The following is a 23,093-nucleotide window of genomic DNA, read 5'->3' as shown; positions in this document are numbered from 1 at the left end:
ATGGAAACAGGCCCGTGCGGGGCCTGTTTCCAATTCGATCCAGCGGAAGTTACGCCGCCTGCTTCTTCTCGCCATAGGGGTCGAAGCGGCCGTAGAAGGTCTCGCCGCGCTCGGCCATTTCCTTGAGCAGTGCCGTCGGCTTGAAGTGGTCGCCATAGTCCTTGGCAAGCTTGTCGCACATCTTGACGAAGGCCTTTACGCCCAAGCCGTCGATGTAGGAGAGCGTGCCGCCGGTGTAAGGCGCAAAGCCGAAGCCGAGGATCGAGCCGACATCGGCCTCACGCGGGTCGGTGACGATGCCCTCTTCCATGGTGCGGGCAGCTTCGAGCGCGATCGTTGCCAGGAACCGCTGCTTCAATACCTCGACGTCGATCGTATCGGCGTTCTTCTGCGGATAGAGCGTCTTCAGCTCCGGCCACAGGTACTTCTTGGCGGGCTTTGCCGGGTACTCGTAGAAGCCCTTGCCGTTCTTGCGGCCGCGGCGGTCAAGTTCGTCGACCAGCTTGTTGATCAGCGCCAGGTGCTTCGGATCGACGGCCTTTTCGCCGAGGTCGGCGACGGTGGCCTTCAGGATCTTCTGGCTGAGGTCGATCGCCACTTCGTCGTTGAGCGACAGCGGGCCGACCGGCATCCCGGCCATCTTGGCGGCATTCTCGATCATTGCCGGCGGCACGCCTTCGATCAGCATGTCATAGGCTTCGTGGATGTAGCGGAAGACGCAGCGGTTGACGTAGAAGCCGCGGGTGTCGTTGACGACGATCGGCGTCTTCTTGATCGCGGCGACATAGTCGAGTGCTGTTGCGAGCGCCTTGTCGCCGCTCTCCTTGCCGAGGATCACTTCGGTCAGCATCATCTTCTCGACCGGCGAGAAGAAGTGGATGCCGATGAACTGGCCGGGGCGCTTGGAGTTCTTGGCAAGGCCGGTGATAGGCAGCGTCGAGGTGTTGGAGGCAAAGATCGCATCCTCGGCGAGAACCGCTTCTACCTTCTCGATCACGTCCTTCTTGACCTGGCGATCTTCGAACACGGCTTCGACGACGAGGCCGGCGCTCTTCAGATCGTTGTAGTCGGCCGAAGGCGTGATGCGGGCAAGCAGCGCTTCGCCCTCTTCCTTGGTCAGGCGGCCCTTGCCGACCGAATCCTTGACCAGGCCTTCCGAATGCGCCTTGCCCTTTTCGGCTGCTTCCATGTCGCGGTCGATCAGCGTGACGGCGATGCCGGCGGCAGCCGTCACATAGGCGATCGAGGCGCCCATGAAGCCGGCGCCGACGACGCCGACATGCTTGAACTCCGACTTCGGTACGCCGGCCGGGCGGCGGGCACCCTTGCCGAGTTCCTGCATCGAGACGAACAGCGAGCGGATCATCGAGAAGGCTTCGGTGGTCTGAAGGATCTCAGTGAAGTAGCGCTGCTCGATCTTGAGCGCGGTGTCGAACGGAACCTGCAGGCCTTCATAGACGCATTTCAGGATCGCGACGGCACCCGGATAGTTGCCGTAGGTTTCGCGGCGCAGGATGCCGGAAGCGGCCGGCCAGAGCTGGGCCGAGGCCGGCGTCCAAATGCCGCCGCCCGGAACCTTGTAGCCCTTTTCGTCCCAGGGCTGGACCGGCTTCAGGCCGTTCTTGATCATCGCCTTGGCGGCATCGACGAGCTTGTCGGCGTCGACCACTTCATGCACGAGGCCGAGCGCCTTGGCGCGGGCCGACGTCAGCGACGAACCCGTCGTCATCATCTGCAGCGCGTCCTGCGCGTTGGTGAGGCGCGGCACGCGCTGGGTGCCACCGGCGCCCGGGAAGATGCCGACCTTGACTTCCGGCAGCGCGATCTTCACCGACTTCGAATTGGAGGCGACGCGGCCGTGGCAGGCGAGCGAGAGCTCGAAGGCGCCGCCCATGCAGGTGCCGTTGATCGCCGAGACCCAGGGCTTGCCGGAGGTTTCCAGCTTGCGGAAGAGCCCGGTCATGCGGCCGACGAGGTCGAACAGCTTCTGGGCGGCGTTATCCGGATCCTTCTTCTTTTCTTCCTGCTGGAAGGTGAACATCGACTTGATCATCGACAGATCAGCGCCGCCGGAGAAGGTCGATTTGCCGGACGTGAAGACGACGCCCTTGACCGCAGCGTCGGCCGTCGTCCGGTCGACGATGGCGTTCAGTTCCTCCATCACCTCCTGGGTGAAGACGTTCATCGACTTCTCAGGCATGTCCCAGGTGACGAGCGCGATGCCGTCGGCGTCGGTCTCGATCTTGAAATTGGTGTAATTCGTCATGGTTCTCCCCCTCAGTAGAGAATGGGTTCGATGCGCAGCGAGACGTTCGATCCGCCGCTGTAACGTTGTTTGCTGGTGTTTGTGGCGATCAGCCGCCCGTCGCGCTCGACGCGGATGGTGAAGCCCGCATCGACCGCCTTGTCGAATTCAGGCTTCGGCACCTGCAGCACGAAGGGTACGCGGTTGGCCTTGCCATCACTGACGATGGATGTCTCAGCGATCAGCTTGGCGGCAACATCCATCACGCCCTGCTCTTCGAGCCGGATCGTGACGGTGCCGGCCGGAACCGGGCCGCTTGCGACATTGGAGATCGCACCGGTGAGCGTGAAGCTGTTGCCGCCTTCCTCCTCGTCGGAGACGCAGCCGGCGGCTGCAAGCAGCCCCAGGCCCATCAGTCCGAGAAGGGAGCGGCGCATCACGTCCATCGTCAGACCCTTTCGATGATCGTGGCCGTACCCATGCCGGCGCCGATGCAGAGCGTGACCAGCGCGGTGTTGAGATCGCGGCGCTCCAGCTCGTCGAGCACGGTGCCGAGGATCATCGCGCCGGTTGCGCCGAGCGGATGGCCCATGGCGATCGCGCCGCCGTTGACGTTGATCTTGTCATGCGGGATGTCGAAGGCCTGCATGTAGCGCAGAACGACGGCGGCAAAGGCTTCGTTGAGTTCGAAGAGGTCGATGTCCGACAGCTTCATGTCGGCGCGCTTCAACAGCTTCTCGGTGACGTCGACCGGGCCGGTCAGCATCAACGCCGGATCCGAGCCGATGTTGGCGAAGGCGCGGATACGGGCGCGCGGCTTCAGGCCCATGCTCTCGCCGCCGGCCTTGGAGCCGAGCAGCACGGCTGCGGCGCCGTCGACAATGCCCGACGAGTTGCCGGCGTGGTGCACGTAGTTGATCTTCTCGATCTCCGGATGCGCCTGGATACCGACGGCTTCAAAGCCGCCCATTTCGCCCGGCATCTGGAACGACGGGTTGAGCGAGGCGAGCGCCTGCATGTCGGTGCCCGGACGCATGTGCTCGTCATGGTCGAGGATCGTCAGGCCGTTCTGGTCCTTGAACGGCACGACCGAGTTCTTGAAGTAGCCCTTTTCCCAGGCGCGCGCGGCGCGCTTCTGGCTTTCGACCGCATAGGCATCGACGTCGTCGCGGCTAAAACCGTACTTGGTGGCGATCAGGTCGGCCGAAACGCCCTGCGGCATGAAGAAGGCCGGCAGGTTAACCGAGGGGTCCATGAACCAGGAGCCGCCGGACATGCCAAGGCCGACGCGCGACATCGATTCGACGCCGCCGGCAATGACGATATCGTCAGCGCCTTGAGCGATCTTGGCCGCGCCGAAGTTGATGGCGTCGAGGCCGGAGGCGCAGAAGCGCGAGATCTGCATGCCCGGCGCGCGGGTCGAATAGCCGGCCTCGAAGGCGGCGGCCTTCGGGATCACCGAACCGGCATCCATGACCGGATCGACGCAACCCATGATGATGTCGTCAACGGTCGACGTATCGAGGTCGTTGCGGTCACGCACCGCTTCCAGCATCTTGGCCGCAAGGCGAACGGACGGCACCTCGTGCAGCGATCCGTCCTTCTTGCCACGGCCGCGCGGCGTGCGCACGTGGTCGTAAACGAAGACTTTCGTCATGTCTCATCTCCCTTTCGGCAGCACCGTCAGGTGCTGCCCGTCAAACACTTGTGAAATCGAACGGCTCAGAACGCGGCCGCGTCGAGCGCCATCAGCGTGTCGGCACCGGTTTCGATGCGGGCCTTGCGCAGGGCCGTTTCCGGCAGGATCCTTTCCATGAAGAAGGTCGCGGTGATCAGCTTGTTCTTCAGATAGTCTGCGCGCGCCGTTTCGCCAGAGGCAAGTTTTTCCTCGGCGGTCTTGGCGATCTTTGCCCACATGTAGCCGAGAACGACGAGGCCGAAGAGGTGCATGTAGTCGGTCGAGCCGGCACCGGCATTGTCGGGCTTGGCCATGGCGTTCTGCATGAACCACATGGTGGCGGCCTGCAGGTCGTTGAGGCCCTTCTTCAGCGCCTTGGTGTAGGCGGAGAGCTTCTCGTCGCCGCGGTTTTCCTCGCAGAAGTCGCCGATTTCCTTGAACAGCGCCATGACGGCGCGGCCGCCGTTGAGGCCCAGCTTGCGGCCGACGAGATCGAGCGCCTGGATGCCGTTGGCGCCTTCGTAGATCATCGCGATGCGGGCATCGCGAACATACTGGCTCATGCCGTGTTCTTCGATGTAGCCGTGGCCGCCGAACATCTGCTGCGCCATGACGGCGTGGTCGAAACCCTTGTCGGTCAGCACACCCTTCAGGATCGGCGTCATCAGGCCGAGGATGTCGTCGGCGGTCTGGCGGTCAGCTTCATTGTCGGAACGATGCGCGATGTCGGACTTCAGCGCGGTCCACAGCGTGAAGGCGCGGCCGGCTTCGTTGAACGCCTTGATCGTCATCAGCGTGCGGCGCACGTCCGGATGCACGATGATCGGGTCGGCCTTCTTGTCCGGTGCCTTCGGGCCGGAGAGCGAACGGCCCTGGATGCGGTCGCGGGCATAGTTGGCGGCGTTCTGGTAGGCGATTTCGGCGATCGACAGGCCCTGCAGGCCGACGCCGAGGCGTGCCTCGTTCATCATCACGAACATGGCGTTGAGGCCCTTGTTCTCCGTGCCGATAAGATAGCCTTCCGCCTCGTCATAGTTCATGACGCAGGTGGAATTGCCGTGGATGCCCATCTTGTGCTCGATGGCACCGCAGGAAACGCCGTTGCGCTCGCCCGGTTCGCCATCGGCATTCAGCTTGAACTTCGGCACGATGAACAGCGAGATGCCCTTCACGCCCTCCGGCGCACCCTCGATACGGGCGAGCACCAGATGGATGATGTTGTCCGACATGTCGTGTTCGCCGGCGGAGATGAAGATCTTCTGGCCGGAAATCTTGTAGGCGCCGTTGCCGGTCGGTACCGCCTTGGTGCGCAGCAGGCCGAGGTCGGTGCCGCAATGCGGCTCGGTCAGGTTCATCGTGCCGGTCCAGGTGCCGGCAACCATCTTCGGCAGATAGGCCTGTTTCTGCTCATCGGTGCCGTGAACGAGTATCGCGGCAATCGCGCCCTGGGTGAGGCCCGGATACATGGTCAGCGCCATGTTGGCGGACGACATGTATTCGCCGACGGCAGTGTGCAGCGTATAGGGCAGGCCCTGGCCGCCGAACTCCTCCGGCACGGCAAGGCCAAGCCAGCCACCTTCGCGGTAAAGGTCGAACGCTTCCTTGAAGCCCTTCGGCACGCTCACCGAACCGTCGTCGCGGCGCTTGCAGCCTTCCTGGTCACCGGAAAGATTGACCGGGAACAGAGCCTCTTCGGCAAGCTTGGCCGCCTCGCCGACGATCGCTTCGATCATATCCGGCGTCGCGTCGGCAAAACCGGGCAGGTTGTTGTAGCGCTCGATGCCGAGCACGTCGTTCAGGATGAAGAGGGTATCGTCGACCGGGGCCTTGTAGATGGGCATTCGTTCCTCGCCTTTTGGTGCTTCGGGCCGCCGTATCTCCGTCGTCGACCCGGTTGCAGGATGCCGGATGCGCTGCCGCTGCTCCAGAGTGCCGCGCGTTCGGATGAACGCACGAAGGATGCCCTAGAATTTTGATTCTACAGCATCTTTCCGCTTCCCGTGATTCGACGTGAAGGCGGCATGCTCCAGGCGGTCTCGCATCGTTGGCGGGATGCTACAAAATTTTGACGTTTGCGTAAACGTCAAAAATTGCACGGCGGGCAGTTTCGTCTGCTCGCTTGAAGGCGGGAATTGGCCCGCGATGCCATCGTTGGCGGCTTTATCCTGCCAAAACGTTAAAAAATTCGGGTCAGGTTAACTGCTTGTTTACCACGTTTCATGAAAGGTGCGTGTTGAGATGGTCGAAGCTGCAACCAGTCCTGGCGTCGTGTCGTTTGTAGCTTTGCCCGCGTCGGAAGCGCCACAGGGGTGAAGAAAGCTGTTTTCTTCCGTGACGTCTTTCGAGATGGCTGACGACAGGGGCAAGAACACAATGAATGGATCGCGATCAAATCCTCAGCGTGCAGGCAGTCAGTCCTATGGCGAGCGGCCGTCGCTCGACGCCCTGAACCGCACCATCGAGGGGCTCGAGGCACGCATTGAGGGCCTGATGAACGGAGCGGCACGCGACGCAGCACCAAGGCCGCCCGAGCGCGAACGCCCGCAGACCCGCGACGCCTCAACGACGCGCGACGCTGTTGCCGAGATCATGCAGCGCCAGCGCAGCCTCAGCGCCACGCGCGAACGGCCAGCCCCTCGCGACCGCTTGCCTCAGCGTGAGCCGGAACGTTTTGAGCGCGAGCCGGATCGGTTTGCCTCCGAACGCCTCGCAGCCGAACGTCATGCCTCCGAGCGCTATGCCGGCGAGCCCCGCGCGCAGTCGCTTCATGCCCAGCCGTTGCGACCGACATCTTCAGTCAACGACATCGCCGAAGCGCTGGTCGGGCTGCGCCAGGATCTGAAGCGCGACATTACCGACGGGCTGACGCGCGAGATGAATTCCCTGCGCTCCGAAATTCGCGGCATCAAGGCCCAGGCGCAGGACCACAGCTTTGCAGAAGACGTGCGCGGCGACATGCAGCGCCTTGCCGACAGCATCCAGCAGCTGGGCCGCCAGGCGTCGCCCGCCCAGGCCGATGCGCTGCGTGGTGACTTCGACGAACTGCGCGCAATGATCGACGGCCTGGCGCGTGAAGACAGCGTGCGCCGCATGGAGAGCCGCTGGAACGGCGTCGAGGATCGGCTGATCGCGTTTGATCAGAACCGCGACGACGAACTGGTCGCGCTCGCCTACCGTCTCGACGAGATCAAGTCGCAGATCGGGACCCTGAAAGGCAGTTCCGCCGTCGATGCGCTCGAAGACAAGCTGATCGCCGTCGCCGAAGCCATCGAGATGCTCGGCCGCCAGATCCAGCCCGACGATCGCCGCTTCGTCTCGCAATTTGCCGACCTCGACAGCCGGCTCGATGAAATCAGCCGTGCGATCGCTGCCAACAGCCGCACCACACCCGGTCTCGACAGCGGCTTCGTCAATCGTCTTGAAAATCGGCTGGGCGATCTCTCGCGCCAGATCGACAACCTGTCGCGCCCGAACGATGGCGGCCTTGGCGCCCGTCTCGAAGCCCTCACTGCCCGGGTCGAGGATCTCGCCAGCGAGAAGGCGGCTGCCCGGCTCGAGGAGCGTCTCGATCAGCTTTCGTTGCTGATGGAGCGCAGCAACAGGACCGCCCAGTCGGATCTCGGCGATTACCTGTCGGACATTTCCCGCAAGATCGAGGCGCTGGATCAAGGTAGCGTCAACGACGCGCTCGCCGAGCGCCTCGACTATCTGGCGCGCCGCATCGACGACCTGGACGCGCACAGCGCACCGCCGGCCACCGACCCTCGTTTCGATCGCCTGGAAGACCGGCTCGCCGGTATCGCCCAGCGCTTGGAGGAAACCTATTCCGCCCCGTTCGACGATCGTGCAGCGCTGCAGAATCTCGAGGCGCAGATTGCCAATCTGTCGACGCTGGTCAGTCAGCCGCGTGTTGACAGTGCTTCCGGCAGCAATGCCATGCCTGCCGAGTTCGAAAGCCGCATGAGTGCGCTTGAGGATTACTTCGCCACCAGCGACGAATACATCGTCGAGGCAGCCCGTCAGGCGGCCGAAGCGGTGATGGAAGCCTATGGAAAGAACACGCCGAGCCATGCAGCCGGCAGCGATCTTGCGGCGATCTCGGCCCTTGCCGAGGACTTAAGAACGCTCGAGGACCTGAGCCGTTCCAGCGAGGAGCGCACGGCGCGTACCTTCGAGGCGCTGCACGAGACCCTCGTGCACATCGCCGACAAGCTGGAGCGCATCGAAAACCGCGAGCCGGCAATGGCAGCGCGCTCCGAGATGCCGATCGTGCGCGACCTCGCACAGATGCCGAAGGCCGCCCAGCCGGACTTCAATGATCCTTTCGGTGGCAACGATCTCGATGACCGCTACGAAGACCTGCAACGCAACGTTCGCGCCCTGCAGGCTGAAGACCAGGATTCCATGACGGCCGCTGCCGAGCCGGTAACGGCGCTTGCCGATGAAGAACAGGTCTCGACCATCGAAGTCGAAGAAACACGTGCGCCGGCCGCGGCTGCCCGCACGGGACTGCTCGCCGGGCTGACCCGGCGCTTTTCCGGCAAGCGCCCCCATCCGGCGCCCGATCAGCCGCGGCAGCTCGTCGAGCCTGCGCCGTCGATCGATCCGTCCGAAATGCTTGCACCGGAGGAGGCCAACCAGCTGCTTGAGCCGGGTTCTGGCGTTCCCGATGTCAAGAAGATCCTCGAGCGTGTGCGCGCCGGGCAGATGAGCAAGGCCGGCGTTCAGCCTGCCGACGGCGACAAGTCGGATTTCATTGCCGCCGCCCGCCGTGCCGCCCAGCTTGCCGTTGAAGAGGCCGACACCCTGAACAAGGGCGGGGAAAGCGGCAAGAGCGGCGGCATCGGCGGTGCCTTCGCCCGCCATCGCCGCCCGATCCTGATGGCAGTCGGAGCCGTGCTCTTGGCGATCATGTCCTATCCGCTGGTCAGCAACATGCTGAAGAACAACGAGACGGTGCCGGCGGAGCCGGCAGCGATCATCGAGCAGCAGGCCGCTCCGGAAAGGCATGACAGCAAGATTGTCGACGACCAGCTGCCGCAGACTGCGGCTGTCGCGCCGGCAGAAACGCCTGTCGCGGCTTCCGGGCCTGCCGACGTGGTTCCTCTCGGTTCCGCTGCGACGCCGGCAACGGTCACGGAAAACGCGGTCGCGATGCCCGCGACAGCCGTGCCGACAACGACGATCGCGACGCCGGTCGAGGATAAGGCGCCGATGCTCGCGCCGGTCGCAGAAACGAAAACGGTGTCGCAGGTTGGCGAGTTCCAGCCGACGCCGGCAGGCAACGCTCCCGCCGATGGCGCCGCCTTGACCAGCACCGTAGCGGATGCGTCGGCGGCGACCGCGCCGGCACCCGCCGCCGCATCGAGCGAGATTGGCTTGCCGGAAGGCTTCGGCCCGGTCGCGCTGGTGACGGCTGCCAAGGGTGGCGATCCGCTGGCCTTTTACGAGATTGGTGCCCGCTTCACCGAGGGACGCGGCGTCCAGGAAAACATGGCCGAAGCCGCCAAGTGGTATCAGCGTGCGGCGGATGCCGGCGTTGTTCCGGCGCAGTACCGCCTCGCAACCATGTACGAGAAGGGCACGGGTGTTGAGCGAGATGCCGCCAAGGCCAAGGCGCTCTATCTCGCCGCCGCCGGTCAGGGCAATGCCAGCGCCATGCACAACCTCGCCGTCCTGCTGGCGAGTGGTCGTGACGGCGCTCCGGACTTTGCCAAGGCGACGAAGTGGTTTGCCAAGGCGGCAGAGCTAGGCATTCGCGACAGCCAGTTCAACCTCGCTGTCCTCTACGCCCGTGGCAATGGCGTGCCGCAGGACCTGACGGAATCCTACAAGTGGTTTGCAGCCGCGGCCAAGGAAGGCGACACCGATGCTGCCGCCAAGCGCGACGAGGTTGCCAAGGCGATGAAGCCCGAGCAGCTCGAAAGCGCCAAGCAGAAGGCGGAGGCCTGGAAGGTGATGCCGGTCGACGCCAAGGCCAACACGGTTGACGTTCCGGATGCCTGGGTCGGCCCGGCCAACAAGACCGCCAGCGTCGATATGTCGAAGGCGATCCGCAACATCCAGGCGATCCTCAACAACAACGGTTTTGATGCCGGCAAGCCGGACGGGCAGATGGGCAAGAAGACCGTGGCCGCCATCAAGGCATTCCAGAAGTCGGTCGGCCAGGAGCCGACCGGCGAAATCACCGAACAGCTGGTCAAGGAACTGCTCAAGCGCAACTCGTGACCTGCCGCGGGTGCGGTCCTCGCCGCAATAAAGCCGCAGAGCCGGGCGACACGGGTTCGCAGGTAGCGAAGCCGTGTGCCATGTGGCTGAAAAGGTTGACAGGTCGGGCCTGCTGCATAATTCCTTAATCGGAATCGGGCTAAGGAAGAAATGATGCAGCAGAGGTCCAACGGCGACCTTGGCAGATCCTTGCGGAAGTGCTGCGCTGCAGGAGTGCATGACGGAAGCCACCTCGCCCTTAAGGAGGGGTGTCGGCTTTTCGAGATAATCCCTCAATCGTGGTGAACTGCTTGCCACTCTAACAGGTTTGCCCGCCTTGCGGGCCGTTGGCATATCGAGGACCCGGCGTGACGATCTATCTGCCCATCGCAGAGTTGTCGGTGAATATACTCATCATTCTCGGTATGGGTGCGGCCGTCGGCTTTCTTTCGGGCATGTTCGGCGTCGGTGGCGGCTTCCTCATCACCCCGCTGTTGATCTTCTACAATATTCCGCCGGTGGTCGCGGTGGCGACCGGCGCCAACCAGGTGGTGGCCTCGTCGATCTCCGGCGCGATCACGCATTTCCGCCGCGGCACGATCGACATCAAGCTCGGAACAGTGCTCTTATGCGGCGGTCTTGCCGGCGCCACGGTCGGTGTCTGGCTGTTTTCGCTGCTGCGTCGCATCGGTCAACTCGACCTCGTCATTTCCCTGCTCTACGTCGTGCTGCTTGGCACCGTCGGCGGCCTGATGCTCTGGGAGAGCATCGCCGCCATGCGCAAGGCGGCCAAGAACCAGCAGACGACCTTGCGTCGCCCCGGCCAGCACAACTGGGTGCACGGCCTGCCTTTGAAGATGCGCTTCAAGAAGTCGAAGATCTATCTGAGCGTCATTCCGGTCGTCGGCCTCGGCTTCTGCATCGGCATCCTGACCTCGGTCATGGGTGTCGGCGGCGGCTTCATCATGGTGCCGGCGATGATCTATCTCCTGCGCATCCCGACCAATGTCGTCGTCGGCACGTCGCTGTTCCAGATCATCTTCGTCTCCGCCTATACGGTGATCGTCCAGGCCTCGACCAACTACACCGTCGATATCGTGCTTGCCTTCGTGCTTATGATCGCCGGCGTCATTGGCGCCCAATACGGCGTGCGCGTCGGGCAGAAGCTGCGCGGCGAGCAGTTGCGAGCGTTGCTTGCGCTGCTCGTCCTTGCCGTCGGCATTCGTCTGGCGGTCGAGCTCGTCATTCCACCGAAGGACATCTATTCGGTCGTATCAGCGGGGTTCGGTTTCTGATGATCCGCTTCGCCCGCACAGCTCTGGCTTTTCTGGCTTTCGCCCTTGCCGTTCCCGCGCAGGCGGCGATGCAGGACGAAAACGCCGATTTCACCGAGAAGCTGGAGATCGGCATCTCCACCGACGAGATCGCCATCACCTCGGATTTCCGCGGTGCGGACCTGACGATCTTTGGCGCGGTCGACGGCTTCGACCAGGGCCTTCTTGCCCAGGGCAGATACAACATCGTGGTGAGCCTCGAAGGCCCCAAGGACAATGCCACGGTGCGCAAGAAGGAGCGCGTTTTCGGCATCTGGGTCAACACCAGTTCGATGACCTTCGAACTGGTGCCTGAGTCCTACTCGCTGTCGAGCACGCGCGATATCGAGACGATCGCCCCGCCGGGCGAGATGGGCAACATGGGCATTGGCGTCGATCACATGCGGCTGGTGCCGCTCGGCTTTGTCGGTGATGGCAGCAATCTCGGCGAGTTCCGCAATGCCTTCCGCCGCATCCGCGAAACGAGCGGCGTCTATGAACGCGATCCGGGCGGCGTGCAGTTCATCAGCTCCAGCCTGTTCAAGGCGTCCGTGCGGCTGCCGGCCAACGTCCCGAACGGCGTGCACGTCGTGCGCGCCTATCTCTTCCGCGACGGTGTTTTCGTTGCGGCCAAGGCACTGCCGCTGCGCGTGGTCAAGACCGGCGTCGAACAACTCATCACCCAAGCCGCGCATCAGCAACCGCTTGTCTACGGCCTCGTCGCCGTCCTTCTTGCTGTTATCACCGGATGGGGCGCCAGCGTCATCTTCCGCAAGGAATAGTCACTGGGCAGCCTGTGCCGACGTTTCCTTTTTCGCGACGCGGCGCTAAAGGAAAGGCTGCTGCACGTGCCTAAGGCAGCTGTAGCCGGCGCGCGCCGCCACAAGCCGAAAAAAAAGAGGAAGCTCGATGAAACCGATATTTGTCCAGTTGCAGTGCGCTCCCGGCAAGACCTACGAGGTTGCTGACGAGATCTACCGCAAGGAAATCGTTTCGGAGATGTATTCGACCAGCGGCGACTATGACCTGATCATCAAGATCTACATCGAGGAAGGTCAGGACATCGGCAAGTTCATCAACGACAACATCGCCACGGTCCCCGGCATCTCCCGGTCGCTGACAACGCTGACCTTCAACGCCTTCTGATATCGGTGAAGCGGATGTCGCCGGAAAACCGGCACATCGTCGTTTGCCGCGCCCCTTGTCAGGCAATCAGGTTGACAAACCGCACCGAATAGATCCGGTCGCGCCCGAGCATATGGGCGACAAGCTTGCTGCGATCGAAAAGCCCGGTCATTGCCCGGTGTCTGAGATCGAGCCCGCCGGTGGTGACGCCGAAAGCCGGCATCAACATGCGCATGCCGTCTGTAGCAAAGCAGGCGCGGCGCACAGCCTTTTCACGCCGCACTACCGTTGCCGCCGGATGCAGGTGGCCGGCAACCTCGCCCGCCGCGTCGCTGCGTTTCGGCTCATGCCGGAAGACGAGACCGGCGTGGCGCAGCTCGTCCATAGAGGCACCCGGCAGGCCAAAGGCGCCGTCCGGGTCATGGTTGCCGTTGATCCAGACCCATTCGCGACCATGTGCCATGGCCGCGATCATGTGCCGAAAGGCATCCGGCATGACCGCCGAGCCGACCCGGTCATGGAAGTTGTCGCCAAGGCTGACGACAAGCTTCGGGTCATGGCGGGCAATCGCCGCCTCAAGCACGCGTAGCGTCGCAAGCGTGTCGTAGGGCGGCAGCAACATGCCGCGCCGGGCGAAGGCGGAGCCTTTCTCCAGATGCAGGTCGGAGACCACGAGCGTGCCGGTCTCCGGCAGGTAGAGGCCGCCGAGCGGATCACAGATGCCTTCCACGCCATTGACGACGATGCGCGCCGAGATCGGCGCTGGACCTGTCGCTGGAGAAAGGGCACGGGCAAGCCTGTGTATCATCGTCTCTTCGCATCTCGCCGGTCTCTGCGGCGGTGTTCAAGTTTCGTCTGGCGTCGTCCGGCGTGGGGTCCTTGCGCCTGCCGTTTCATCGGGCGTCAGACCGGTTCGCCGCCTATCGCCTCGTGGATCAGGTCGTCGGCGGCTTCCGACAGCAGGAAGTCCTGCGCCTCGCCCTGGACCATTTCCTTGCCGATCTCCAGCATGACCGGCACCGCCAGCGGCGAGATCCGGTCGAGTCGGCGATGGGTGATGTGGCCCTTGATTCGCTTCAGCATATCCCCGAGGCGCGCGATGTCCAAAAGACCTGTTGCCGCATCGTTGCGGGTCGCCTCGAGCAGGAGATGATCCGGCTCGTGCGCGTGCAATACGTCGTAAATGAGGTCGGCGGAAACCGTCACCTGACGGCCGGTCTTTTCCTTGCCGGGATGGCGCTGGTCGATCAATCCGGCGATGACGGCACAATTGCGGAAGGTGCGTTTGAGAAGAAAGGATTCGTTGAGCCAGGCTTCGAGGTCGTCGCCGAGCATGTCCTCGTCGAAGAGGTCAGCGAGGGCGCCGCGCCTGAGCTCGAAGGTGGCGCCGAGGTCGTCGAGCGCCCAGACGGCGAGGGAATAGTCGGTGGCGACGAAGCCGAGCGGTTTCTGTCCGGCGCGGTCGAGCCGCCGGGTGAGCAGCATGCCGAGCGTCTGGTGTGCCAGCCGCCCTTCGAAAGCATAGATGACCATGTAGTGCTTGCTACCACGGGGAAAGGTCTCGATCAAAAGCTCGTCCTCGCGCGGCAGCATCGAGACGTCCTTCTGCAGCGACAGCCAGTCGCGCACCTGGTCCGGTAGTGCCGCCCGGCGCGCCGGATCGGCAAGCATCTTGCGGACCTGTTCGGCCAAGTAGGTCGAGAGCGGAAACTTGCCGCCGGCATAGCTTGGCACCTTCGGATCGAAGGAAAAGGCCTGGCTCACCAGGCACTCGTTCTCGCGGATGCCCTCGAAGCGCAGCACCTTGCCGGAAAACATGAAGGTGTCGCCCTGGGAGAGCATTTCGAGGAAATACTCCTCGACCTTGCCGAGCGACATGCCGCCGCGGCCGAGCGAGCCACGCTGGTTGCGCTTGACCATGCGGACATTGAGCATCGGCGATTCGACGATGGTGCCGACGTTCAGGCGATATTGCTGCGCCACCAGCGGATTGGAGACGCGATAGAGCCCGTCCTTGGTCTTGCGGATACGGGCATAGCGCTCATAGGTCTTCAGCGCATAGCCGCCGGTCGCGACGAAATCGACCACCCGCTCGAAGGTCTCCCAGGCAAGTGTCGCATAGGGCGAGGCGGTGGTGATCTCAGCGTAGAGATCCAGCGGATCAAAGGGTGCGGCACAGGCCATGCCGAGCACGTGCTGGGCCAGCACGTCGAGCGCACCCTTGCCGACGGGCGGCGTGTCTTGCGCACCGACATAGTTGGCGTCGAGTGCCGCCTGGCACTCCATCACCTCAAACCGATTGGCTGGCACCAGGATCGCCTTCGACGGCTCGTCCATGCGGTGGTTGGCGCGGCCGATGCGCTGGGCAAGACGGCTTGCGCCCTTGGGGGCGCCGACATGCACGACGAGATCGACATCGCCCCAGTCGATGCCGAGATCGAGCGTTGAGGTCGCGACGACCGCGCGCAGCCGGTTCTCCGCCATTGCCGCCTCGACCTTGCGACGCTGGGCGACATCGAGCGATCCGTGGTGCAGCGCGATCGGCAGGTTGTCCTCGTTGATCGTCCAGAGTTCCTGGAAGAGCAGCTCCGCCTGGCTGCGGGTGTTGACGAAGAGCAGGGCGGTGCCATGCTCCTTGATCGCGGTGTAGACGTCGGCGATCGCGTAGCGTGCCGAGTGCCCGGCCCAGGGCACGTGTTCTTCCGTCCTGAGAATGGAGATCTGCGGCTTGGCGCCGCCCTGGACCTGGACGAGACCGGCGTGCCGCTCCGCATCCGGCTCTTGCGGCGAGAGCCAGCGTTGCAGGTCCATCGGGTCAGCGACGGTTGCGGATAGACCGATCGTCTGCAGACCGGGCGCAAGGCGGCGAAGCCGCGCCAGCCCGAGGGAAAGCAGATGGCCGCGCTTGGACGTGACGAGCGAATGCAGCTCATCGAAGACGACGTAGCGCAGATCCCTGAAGAAGCGCGTCGCCTCGCCATTGGCGAGCAGCAGCGCCAACTGTTCCGGTGTCGTCAGCAAAATATCGGGCGGATTGAGCTTCTGCCGCTGACGTTTGGCCGTGGGCGTGTCGCCCGTGCGGTTCTCGACGCGCACCGGCAGGCCCATCTCGCCAACCGGCTTCATCAGGTTGCGCTCGATATCCACCGCGAGCGCCTTTAGCGGCGAGATGTAGAGCGTGTGAATTCCGACGAAGGCGGAGCCGGGAGGGATCTTGCCGCGGCGGGTGAGATCGACGAGCGAAGGCAGGAACCCGGCGAGCGTCTTGCCGGCGCCGGTCGGTGCGATCAGCAGCGTGCTTTCGCCAGCCTCGGCGCGGGCGAGCAGTTCCAACTGATGGGCGCGCGGCTGCCAGCCCTTTTCGCCGAACCAGCGAAGAAAGGGGGCGGGCAGGGTCAGGGCATCGCCCTGCGGCCGTGGGGAATCGATCCTGTTCACGGAGAACAAAGGTAGATCAAATCCGCCGAAAGAGAAGCCCGTCCGCTGGGGCATCAGTCGACAGATTGACTCTCGTTAGAATCATAGATAAAAAATATCCATGATTAAGGAGGTCGCCATGAAACTCGGTGACGGGGTCGAGCAGGCCATTCACAGCGTGACGATGTTGAGCTGTCTTCAGCCGGGCAGCACGCTGTCGGCGGCTGCCCTGGCCGAGTTCCATGGTGTCTCCACCAGCTATCTGTTGAAGCATCTGCAGGCGATGTCCGGGGCAGGGCTCTTGGAGGCCGTGCCGGGTCCGAAGGGCGGTTACCGACTTGCCCGCACACCGGACACGATCACCCTGCTCGACATCGTGCTTGCCGTCGAAGGGCCGGAGCCGGCGTTCCGCTGCAACGAGATCCGCCTGCGTGGCCCCAATCCCTACGCCTGCAAGCCGACCGCACCCTGCACGATCAATGTCGCGATGCTGAAGGCCGAACAGGCCTATCGCGCGGAGCTTCGGCGCGTGACCATCGCCGGCATCCTGGAAGACCTCACCGCCAAGGATGATGGCAGCGTTTCGGCAAGAACCAACGCCTTTCTGGCGATCAATGAACGCCGGTCCATGACCGGCGGCTGATACCGCCCCCTCCAGCTCTAGAGTTTTCCCTTCAACCCAAGGAGACGAGCATGCAACCGCGTTTCAATTTCGTCGAGGCTGCCCCGGACGCCTACAAGGCGGTCGCCGCCCTCGACAAATACATCGTCAAGGACTCCGGCCTTGAGCCCCGCCTCATTCACCTGATCAAGCTCAGGGCGTCGCAGATCAACGGCTGCGCCTATTGCGTCGACATGCATGTGAAAGAGGCGCGCCATAGCGGCCTCAGCGAGCAGTGGATTCACCTGATTGTCACCTGGCGTGAATCGCCGATCTACGACGCGCGTGAGCGCGCCGTGCTTGCCTGGACGGAATCGCTGACCAACATTGCCCAGACGCGGGCGCCGGACGAAGACTTCGAGCCGTTGAAGGAACACTTCACCGAGGCTGAAATCACCAAGCTCACGATCGCGATCGGGGTGATCAACACCTGGAACCGGATCGCCGTCGGCTTCCGATCGCAGCACCCGATCGACGCGCCGGCAAAGGCCGCCTGAGATTGCGGCAGTGAACGTACAGATAGCCCCGAGGTCCGCTTCGGGGCTATCTGGTGTTAGAGCATCCTGCCTTCAGGTCGGATCACCTGGGGCCGATCGGTGCTCTGGAAGCAAAGTGCTAGAGCGCAATGTAGCGGTCGGCGCGGTGGTTGATGGCGACGAACAGGTTGAGGACGACCGCGCCGAGCACCGACCAGGCGACGACCGTGGGCGACGTCACGCCAAAGGCGACGACGAGCACCACCATGTCGATGGCCAGCTGCACCAAACCGGCGCGAATGCCGAAGCGCTCCTGCAGGTAGATGCCGAGAATGCCGACGCCGCCGAGGCTGGCGCGGTGGCGATAAAGCGCCAGCAGGCCGTAGCCCAGCAGCAGGCCGCCGAGCAGCGCCGCCCAGGCCGGCTGGATCGTGCCGATCTGGAAGAAGCGCGACTGGATGTCGGTGAGGAACGAGGTGATGCCGATGGCGATGAAGGTCTTCACCGTGAAGGCCGGCCCGAGCCGCTTCAGCGACAGATAGAAGAACGGCAGGTTGAGCAGGAAGAAGGCAAGACCGAAATTGATGCCGAAGGCATAGTGCAGCAGGAAGGCGACGCCCGCCGTGCTGCCGGTGAGCAGGCCGGCGCTTGCCAGGAAGTAGAGGCCAAGTGCTGCAATCAGGCTGCCGGTAAAGATGCCCTGCAGGTCCTCGACCGCCGTATGACGGGTCGGGCTGGTGTTCCAGAGACCGAAAACGCTGCTGAGCTGGGCCATGGCAAATCCTCGATTGCGATGGCCAAGCAATGCTGCAACGCACAAAAACAATCAAGAAAAATATGTCAGTTATGCTGACCTATTTTTGCGACTCTGCCTTGCGTTTTATGCAGGCTTACGCGCCAGGAACAGGATGCCGAACACCGGTTCGCCTGCATCCATGCGAATGGCGGTACGCTCGATGGCAATGAGTTCGAGACCATGGCTGGCGCAGAGAGAGCGGACATAGGCTTCGCCATGGGCGTAGCGCAAAGACGGCCGCAGCAGAAAATCCTCGATATCGCCGGCATCTTCGACCGAGAAGGCGAAGTAGCCGTTACAGGCAAGCAGGTGCGTCGCAATGTCGAAGACGCTGTCGAGATTGCCGAGATACATGAGCACATCGGCGGCGCTGACGAGGTCGGCCCGGGCGGGCGCGAAATTGCCGAAGATGCCGGAGGCATCCGGTGAAAGTGAAAGATCGGCGCGTGCCAGCCGATCATAGGTGGATTTCGCCTCGGCCTTGGCGAGCATGTTGACGGAAAGGTCGAAACCTTCGAGAAACTGCGCCTGATCCCGGATGCGTTCGCCAAAGAGGCCCGTGCCGCAGCCGAGATCGGTGACATGCTCGAAGATGAGGCCCCCGGTCTGGCTTTGGATCAGCGCCGCAAGTTTCTGCGGCACGCTATAGCCGAGCTTCTCCACCAGCGCCTGGTCGAAGCGATCGGCATAGTCGTCGAATAGCCGCTCGACATAGAGGCTCGGCGGCTGCTCGGGCACCGCGGTCGCACCGAGCAGGGCCAGTTTCAGGCCGGCGCCGAAGATGTCTTCGGGCGTCAGCGCCAGGGTTTTTCTGAGCGCCTCGATCGCCGCCTCTTTCCGGCCAGATTTTTCCTCATAGTCCGCGAGCCGAAACCAGCCGGCAGCCCAATCCGGCGCCCGTTCCAGTGCCTGTGCCATGAGTTCGGCAGCACTGTCGGGCTCGCCGCCCTCGGCAAGCATTTTTGCGTAGTCGGCGCGGCGGTCGGCGATCAGGTCGCCGGAGGAGAGCTGGTTGAGCGTCATCAATGTGAGATATTGGTTGCGATCAGCGCTTCTGACGCCGGAGGCCGCAAAATACAAGCGGAATCTGGCGCAATCAAAGAGCGCGGCTCTGTCCGGCGACTTGCGACCGTGCCGATCGCGGCTTATGTGAAGACAAACAGGAGAAGTTCGCGCATGTCGGACGGAATGAACAGGTTTTTGGGCGACTCGCCGCTCCGCGTGCTGATCAAGCTCGTCGTGGTGTCGATCCTCGTCGGCTTCGTCATGACGATGTTCGGCTGGTATCCGACCGATATCTATTTCGCCGCCCGCAATTTCCTGCTCGACCTCTGGTACACCGGCTTTGCGGCCCTTGGCCGGGTTGGCGACTATCTGCTGCTTGGCGCGGCGATCGTCGTTCCGGCCTTCGTCATCCTGCGCGTGCTCAGCTACCGGCGTTGACGATGCAGGACCGTTTTCTTCTAATCGAGCGCCGCGGCCTCTTGCGCGCCACCGCCATCCTCTCGCTCGGCGCACTGGCCGGCTGCACCACGTCGCAGGTGCTGTCGCCCGCGGGCGGCACCGGCAGCGACCAGACCGAGGCGAGCCTCGGCTACGTCAACACGCTGCGCAAGGGCAAGGGTCTGGGCCCGCTCGTTGCCGACAAGGCCGCGTCGGTGGCTGCCATGAACCAGGCGGCGCGCATGGCCAAAGCCGGCAAGATGCAGCACCTCATCGGCTGGAACGACAGTTTCTACGACCGGATGAAGGGCCAGGGCGTGACGCTTCCAGCGGCCGAAAACATCGCCATGGGCCAGGACGACGCCGAGCGCGCCTATGACGCCTGGTACAAGTCGCCCAGGCATCTCGAAAACATGCTCGGCAACTATCGCGGCCTCGGTGTTGCCGTTGCCCAGAATGCCGCCTCGGGCAACCGTCCTTTCTGGGCGATGGTGCTTTCGGGTTAGGCGCCTACCTAAACTCCCAGACAGAACGGCCCCTCATCCCCCTGCCGCGACCTTCTCCCCGCGGGCGGAGAGAAGGGGACGCGCGGTGCAGGCTGGCGCCCGTGGTTCCGCGCTCGCTTGTAAAGCCGTCCCCCGACGGCAGCTCAGGATGCGGCGCGGCGGTTCCCTCTCCCCGCTTGCGGGGAGAGGGTTAGGGTGAGGGGCCTCGCTGGCCGAGCGGCTGCTCAACGGCAAATGGCACCTTGCATCCGCCCATGCTCTTTCCCTAAAACGGTCATGGCTCACGCAAACACCCGGACCGTTCGATGACCGCTGCTTCTCCCGCTTCGCCGAGCGATCCTGCCGGCCCTTTTCATGTCACCCATCGGCTGATCCTGGCGATTGCACTGCCGATGACGCTTGGCTTCCTGACAACGCCGTTGCTCGGTCTCGTCGACACCGCCGTTGTCGGCCGGATGGGGGAGGCGAAGCTGCTGGCCGGGCTCGCGGTTGGTGCCATCATCTTCGACCTGATCTTCACCACCTTCAACTTCCTGCGGGCCGCGACCACCGGCCTTGTCGCCCAGGCCTATGGCCGCGGCGACCGGCGCGAGCAGCAGGCGGTGTTCTGGCGGTCGCTGATCATCGCGCTCATTTGCGGTACGGTGAGCGTTCTCGTTTCGCCTCTTCTGTTGTCCGGCGGACTCTGGCTGATGGGGCCGGCGCCTGAGGTGGCGGCGGTGACATCCACCTATTTTCTCTGTCGTATCCTCTCCGGTCCGGCAGCGCTCGCCAACTATGCCATCCTCGGCTTCGTGCTCGGCCGCGGCGAGGGAACGATCGGCCTGATGCTGCAGACGCTGATCAACGGCATCAACATCGTGCTGTCGATCCTGCTTGGCCTGGTTCTCGGCTGGGGGGTGATGGGCGTGGCGCTGGCGACCGTGACCGGCGAAGTGATCGGTGCGCTTGCGGGCTTTGCCATCGTCTACGGCCGCTTCGACCGCAAGGATGCGCCGACCTGGGCCGAGATCTTCGATCGTGAACGGCTGAAGCCCCTCTTCGGCCTCAATCGCGACATCATGATCCGCTCCTTCGTGCTGCTCGCCGCCTTCACCCTGATGACGCGGATCGGTACGGCTTTCGGGCCGGTGACGCTTGCGGCAAACGCCGTGCTGATGACGATCTTTCTCGTTGCCGGCTATTATCTCGACGGCCTAGCCAATGCCGCCGAACAGTTGATCGGCCGCTCGATCGGTGCCCATTATCGCCCGGCCTTCGACCGCGCGCTGCGGCTGACGGTCGCCTGGTCGCTGGGGCTCGCATTGGTGACGACCGTTGCCTTCTTGCTGTTTGGCAGTGGGCTCATCGATCTGCTGACGACGGCGCCGGACGTCCGTGCGGAGGCTTACCAGTATCTGCCCTGGGCGGCGGTCACGGCGATGACCGGTGCGCTGGCCTTCCTGATGGATGGCGTCTTCATCGGCGCCACGTGGTCGCGCGATATGCGCAACATGATGATCGCGGCCTTCATCGGCTATGTCGCATCCCTTGCGGTGCTGGTACCCGCCTTCGGCAATCACGGCCTGTGGGCGGGTCTCAACCTCTTCCTGTTGATGCGAGGCCTTTTCCTGCTGTCGCGGATCCCGGTGAAGGCGCGTCAGACGTTCCGGCTGGCCCAATAGTCGAGGCGGCTGTCGCGGATGTCGCGGATCGAAGTGAGCCGTTCGCGATCACAGAGATCGGAAAGGCCGCGCACGATCCGGCCGGGCAATGCCGGTCCTTCGTAGACCATGCAGGAATAAAGCTGCACCAGATCTGCGCCGGCGCGGATCTTTTCTGCCGCGGTTTCGGCCGAGCTGACGCCGCCCACACCAATGATCGGCAGCTTCGGCCCGACGCGTTTGCGCATGCGGGCAAGCACGGCCGTCGATTTTTCAAACAGCGGCTTGCCGGAGAGGCCGCCGGTTTCCTTGGCCTGACGCTGATCCTTCAGCCCGTCACGCGACAGCGTCGTGTTGGAGACGATCAGGCCGTCGAGGTCGTGCGCAAGCACTTCGGCCGCGATGTCGTCCATGCCTTCTTCGGTAAGGTCAGGCGCGATCTTCAGGAACACGGGAACCCGCCGCTTGCTGCGCAGCGCCTCTTCGTCGCGCGCCGCAAGTACGGCGGAAAGCAGGGCCGCAAGGCTTTCGCGCGCCTGCAGGTCGCGCAGGCCCGGCGTGTTGGGCGAGGAGATGTTGGCCGTGAAGTAGCGGGCAACCGAATAGAACGTATGGATGCCGCTGACATAGTCGGCGATGCGATCCACGCTGTCCTTGTTGGCGCCGATATTGACCCCGATTAGCGCATCGCGCGAGCAGGCCTTCAGCCGTGCGAGCGCCGCGCCATGGCCCTCATTGTTGAAGCCGAGGCGGTTGATCACCGCCTCATCCTCGACCAGGCGGAAGATGCGCGGCTTGTCGTTGCCCGACTGGGGTTTTGGCGTGACCGTCCCGATCTCGGTGAAGCCGAAGCCGATCTTCAGCAGTGCTTCGGGCACTTCGGCGTTCTTGTCGTAGCCGGCCGCCATGCCGACCGGGTTCGGGAACTCAAGCCCGGCAATCACCTGGGAAAGGCGCTTGTCGGCCTTGGCCGGACAGTTCGGCACCAATCCTGTTTTCAGCGCCTTGATCGACAGCCCATGCGCGGCTTCGGGGTCGAACAGAAAGAGGCCGCGGCGGGCGATGTTGGCAAGCGGGTTCATGCGTCGAGTTCCGGGAAGATATGCAGGCCGTCGGCGCCAAGCGGCAAAGGCTTTTCCCACACGACCGCCGAAAGAAAGAGCGGAGCGTAGAGGTGCGGGAAGAGGGCGCCGCCGCGCGAGGGTTCATAGACCAGTTCCTCGCCGAGCGCGTCGCCGTCGACGGCGACCAGCAGCAGGCCTTCCTGTCCCTCGAAGTGACGCGCGGCGGTCTCGACAGCCTGCCCGGCGGTCGAGAAATGGATGAAGCCGTCGGCGAGGTCGACGGGTGCACCGTCGAAACGTCCGCTGCGCTTGGCTTCCTGCCACAGCGAGGCCGGAACGATCTTGTATATGATGGAGCCCATGGTGCCCGTCTGTCCCCGTAATCTTCTGTCGTGGCCTTGCCGCAAATATCGGCGATTGTCCATCGCAGAAGGGCGCCGATTCGCGCATAATCCTTGGCGAAGATCAATTTCGCTCTTCCCGTTCATGCGTCGAAGGACGTCCGCAGCCAATCGCAAC

At 63.5% G+C, this 23,093-nt stretch carries 19 protein-coding genes; 9 read left to right on the top strand and 10 right to left on the bottom strand.

The features are described from left to right. Positions 1-49: 49 nt before the first annotated feature. The 4 genes from MKZ91_RS08470 to MKZ91_RS08455 all read right to left on the bottom strand — a co-directional run bounded on the left by MKZ91_RS08470 (position 50) and on the right by MKZ91_RS08455 (position 5,764). Positions 50-2,266: an FAD-dependent oxidoreductase gene (locus MKZ91_RS08470; RefSeq protein WP_336170000.1), complete on the bottom strand. Its 2,217-nt coding sequence runs from the start codon at positions 2,264-2,266 to the stop codon at positions 50-52. Positions 2,267-2,277: 11 nt separating this feature from the next. After that, on the bottom strand, positions 2,278-2,682 hold the full coding sequence (locus tag MKZ91_RS08465) for a YbaY family lipoprotein (RefSeq protein WP_336169998.1): 405 nt from the start codon (positions 2,680-2,682) through the stop codon (positions 2,278-2,280). 11 nt (positions 2,683-2,693) lie between these two features. Next, on the bottom strand, positions 2,694-3,902 hold the full coding sequence (locus tag MKZ91_RS08460) for an acetyl-CoA C-acetyltransferase (protein WP_336169996.1): 1,209 nt from the start codon (positions 3,900-3,902) through the stop codon (positions 2,694-2,696). A 65-nt stretch (positions 3,903-3,967) separates the two neighbouring features. Then, positions 3,968-5,764: an acyl-CoA dehydrogenase C-terminal domain-containing protein gene (locus tag MKZ91_RS08455; protein ID WP_336169995.1), complete on the bottom strand. Its 1,797-nt coding sequence runs from the start codon at positions 5,762-5,764 to the stop codon at positions 3,968-3,970. Between the two features lie 532 nt (positions 5,765-6,296). Between MKZ91_RS08455 and MKZ91_RS08450 the strand changes: the two genes are divergently transcribed. The 4 genes from MKZ91_RS08450 (at position 6,297) to MKZ91_RS08435 (ending at position 12,589) form a co-directional block, all read left to right on the top strand. Continuing rightward, positions 6,297-10,151 carry a peptidoglycan-binding protein gene (locus tag MKZ91_RS08450; protein ID WP_336169993.1) on the top strand — a complete coding sequence of 1,285 codons (3,855 nt, stop codon included), beginning with the start codon at positions 6,297-6,299 and terminating at the stop codon, positions 10,149-10,151. Positions 10,152-10,498: 347 nt separating this feature from the next. Beyond that, positions 10,499-11,425 (top strand): sulfite exporter TauE/SafE family protein, encoded by a 927-nt coding sequence (locus MKZ91_RS08445; protein ID WP_336169991.1) that lies wholly within the window; start codon positions 10,499-10,501, stop codon positions 11,423-11,425. Beyond that, positions 11,425-12,225, top strand: a complete 801-nt coding sequence (locus MKZ91_RS08440; protein ID WP_336169990.1) for a TIGR02186 family protein — start codon at positions 11,425-11,427, stop codon at positions 12,223-12,225. The genes MKZ91_RS08445 and MKZ91_RS08440 overlap by 1 nt, the downstream gene beginning before the upstream one ends. A gap of 127 nt (positions 12,226-12,352) precedes the next feature. Next, the gene (locus tag MKZ91_RS08435) at positions 12,353-12,589 is read left to right on the top strand and encodes an Lrp/AsnC ligand binding domain-containing protein (RefSeq protein ID WP_065774359.1); all 237 of its coding nucleotides are present in this window, start codon (positions 12,353-12,355) and stop codon (positions 12,587-12,589) included. Positions 12,590-12,647: 58 nt separating this feature from the next. Here the strand turns inward: MKZ91_RS08435 and pdeM are convergent, their stop codons facing one another. Further along, positions 12,648-13,376, bottom strand: coding sequence for a ligase-associated DNA damage response endonuclease PdeM (pdeM, locus tag MKZ91_RS08430; RefSeq protein WP_336169989.1), 729 nt, complete (start codon positions 13,374-13,376; stop codon positions 12,648-12,650). Between the two features lie 95 nt (positions 13,377-13,471). Continuing rightward, positions 13,472-16,015 carry a ligase-associated DNA damage response DEXH box helicase gene (locus MKZ91_RS08425; protein ID WP_336169988.1) on the bottom strand — a complete coding sequence of 848 codons (2,544 nt, stop codon included), beginning with the start codon at positions 16,013-16,015 and terminating at the stop codon, positions 13,472-13,474. Between the two features lie 109 nt (positions 16,016-16,124). Here MKZ91_RS08425 and MKZ91_RS08420 point away from each other — a divergent pair, with 109 nt between their 5' ends. Both MKZ91_RS08420 and MKZ91_RS08415 read left to right on the top strand, forming a co-directional pair. Then, on the top strand, positions 16,125-16,628 hold the full coding sequence (locus tag MKZ91_RS08420; RefSeq protein ID WP_336169987.1) for an Rrf2 family transcriptional regulator: 504 nt from the start codon (positions 16,125-16,127) through the stop codon (positions 16,626-16,628). Positions 16,629-16,678: 50 nt separating this feature from the next. Further along, a complete protein-coding gene (locus MKZ91_RS08415) occupies positions 16,679-17,143 on the top strand; it encodes a carboxymuconolactone decarboxylase family protein (protein ID WP_336169986.1) in 465 nt (154 codons plus the stop codon). Between the two features lie 118 nt (positions 17,144-17,261). On the opposite strand, the gene MKZ91_RS08410 is transcribed toward MKZ91_RS08415, so the two are convergent. Together MKZ91_RS08410 and MKZ91_RS08405 are read right to left on the bottom strand one after the other, a co-directional pair. Then, on the bottom strand, positions 17,262-17,897 hold the full coding sequence (locus MKZ91_RS08410; protein ID WP_336169985.1) for a YitT family protein: 636 nt from the start codon (positions 17,895-17,897) through the stop codon (positions 17,262-17,264). 105 nt (positions 17,898-18,002) lie between these two features. Next, on the bottom strand, positions 18,003-18,941 hold the full coding sequence (locus MKZ91_RS08405) for a methyltransferase (protein WP_336170039.1): 939 nt from the start codon (positions 18,939-18,941) through the stop codon (positions 18,003-18,005). A gap of 153 nt (positions 18,942-19,094) precedes the next feature. Between MKZ91_RS08405 and MKZ91_RS08400 the strand changes: the two genes are divergently transcribed. The 3 genes from MKZ91_RS08400 to MKZ91_RS08390 all read left to right on the top strand — a co-directional run bounded on the left by MKZ91_RS08400 (position 19,095) and on the right by MKZ91_RS08390 (position 21,531). Beyond that, positions 19,095-19,361 carry a DUF6460 domain-containing protein gene (locus MKZ91_RS08400; protein WP_336169982.1) on the top strand — a complete coding sequence of 89 codons (267 nt, stop codon included), beginning with the start codon at positions 19,095-19,097 and terminating at the stop codon, positions 19,359-19,361. A 2-nt stretch (positions 19,362-19,363) separates the two neighbouring features. Next, the gene (locus MKZ91_RS08395; RefSeq protein WP_336169981.1) at positions 19,364-19,867 is read left to right on the top strand and encodes a CAP domain-containing protein; all 504 of its coding nucleotides are present in this window, start codon (positions 19,364-19,366) and stop codon (positions 19,865-19,867) included. A gap of 305 nt (positions 19,868-20,172) precedes the next feature. Then, complete coding sequence (locus MKZ91_RS08390; RefSeq protein ID WP_336169980.1) at positions 20,173-21,531, top strand: MATE family efflux transporter; 1,359 nt, start codon at positions 20,173-20,175, stop codon at positions 21,529-21,531. Here MKZ91_RS08390 and MKZ91_RS08385 read toward each other — a convergent pair. Next, positions 21,507-22,592 (bottom strand): quinone-dependent dihydroorotate dehydrogenase, encoded by a 1,086-nt coding sequence (locus tag MKZ91_RS08385; protein WP_336169979.1) that lies wholly within the window; start codon positions 22,590-22,592, stop codon positions 21,507-21,509. The two genes, MKZ91_RS08390 and MKZ91_RS08385, sit on opposite strands and share 25 nt — an antisense overlap. Beyond that, positions 22,589-22,936, bottom strand: a complete 348-nt coding sequence (locus tag MKZ91_RS08380) for a DUF952 domain-containing protein (RefSeq protein ID WP_336169977.1) — start codon at positions 22,934-22,936, stop codon at positions 22,589-22,591. The genes MKZ91_RS08385 and MKZ91_RS08380 overlap by 4 nt, the downstream gene beginning before the upstream one ends. Positions 22,937-23,093 lie beyond the last annotated feature (157 nt).

Source organism: Ensifer sp. MJa1 (assembly GCF_037026475.1).
Taxonomy (GTDB): domain Bacteria; phylum Pseudomonadota; class Alphaproteobacteria; order Rhizobiales; family Rhizobiaceae; genus Ensifer.
This window is presented reverse-complemented; position numbering and strand designations above follow the sequence as displayed.

Coding starts and splice junctions, on each gene's coding strand:
- MKZ91_RS08465 (WP_336169998.1), bottom strand. CDS start 2,682: ATGCGCCGCTCCCTTCTCGGACTGATGGGCCTGGGGCTGCTTGCAGCC.
- MKZ91_RS08395 (WP_336169981.1), top strand. CDS start 19,364: ATGCAGGACCGTTTTCTTCTAATCGAGCGCCGCGGCCTCTTGCGCGCC.
- MKZ91_RS08470 (WP_336170000.1), bottom strand. CDS start 2,266: ATGACGAATTACACCAATTTCAAGATCGAGACCGACGCCGACGGCATC.
- MKZ91_RS08415 (WP_336169986.1), top strand. CDS start 16,679: ATGCAACCGCGTTTCAATTTCGTCGAGGCTGCCCCGGACGCCTACAAG.
- MKZ91_RS08420 (WP_336169987.1), top strand. CDS start 16,125: ATGAAACTCGGTGACGGGGTCGAGCAGGCCATTCACAGCGTGACGATG.
- MKZ91_RS08380 (WP_336169977.1), bottom strand. CDS start 22,936: ATGGGCTCCATCATATACAAGATCGTTCCGGCCTCGCTGTGGCAGGAA.
- MKZ91_RS08435 (WP_065774359.1), top strand. CDS start 12,353: ATGAAACCGATATTTGTCCAGTTGCAGTGCGCTCCCGGCAAGACCTAC.
- MKZ91_RS08440 (WP_336169990.1), top strand. CDS start 11,425: ATGATCCGCTTCGCCCGCACAGCTCTGGCTTTTCTGGCTTTCGCCCTT.
- MKZ91_RS08385 (WP_336169979.1), bottom strand. CDS start 22,592: ATGAACCCGCTTGCCAACATCGCCCGCCGCGGCCTCTTTCTGTTCGAC.
- pdeM (WP_336169989.1), bottom strand. CDS start 13,376: ATGATACACAGGCTTGCCCGTGCCCTTTCTCCAGCGACAGGTCCAGCG.
- MKZ91_RS08390 (WP_336169980.1), top strand. CDS start 20,173: ATGACCGCTGCTTCTCCCGCTTCGCCGAGCGATCCTGCCGGCCCTTTT.
- MKZ91_RS08405 (WP_336170039.1), bottom strand. CDS start 18,941: ATGACGCTCAACCAGCTCTCCTCCGGCGACCTGATCGCCGACCGCCGC.
- MKZ91_RS08450 (WP_336169993.1), top strand. CDS start 6,297: ATGAATGGATCGCGATCAAATCCTCAGCGTGCAGGCAGTCAGTCCTAT.
- MKZ91_RS08410 (WP_336169985.1), bottom strand. CDS start 17,897: ATGGCCCAGCTCAGCAGCGTTTTCGGTCTCTGGAACACCAGCCCGACC.
- MKZ91_RS08400 (WP_336169982.1), top strand. CDS start 19,095: ATGTCGGACGGAATGAACAGGTTTTTGGGCGACTCGCCGCTCCGCGTG.
- MKZ91_RS08460 (WP_336169996.1), bottom strand. CDS start 3,902: ATGACGAAAGTCTTCGTTTACGACCACGTGCGCACGCCGCGCGGCCGT.
- MKZ91_RS08455 (WP_336169995.1), bottom strand. CDS start 5,764: ATGCCCATCTACAAGGCCCCGGTCGACGATACCCTCTTCATCCTGAAC.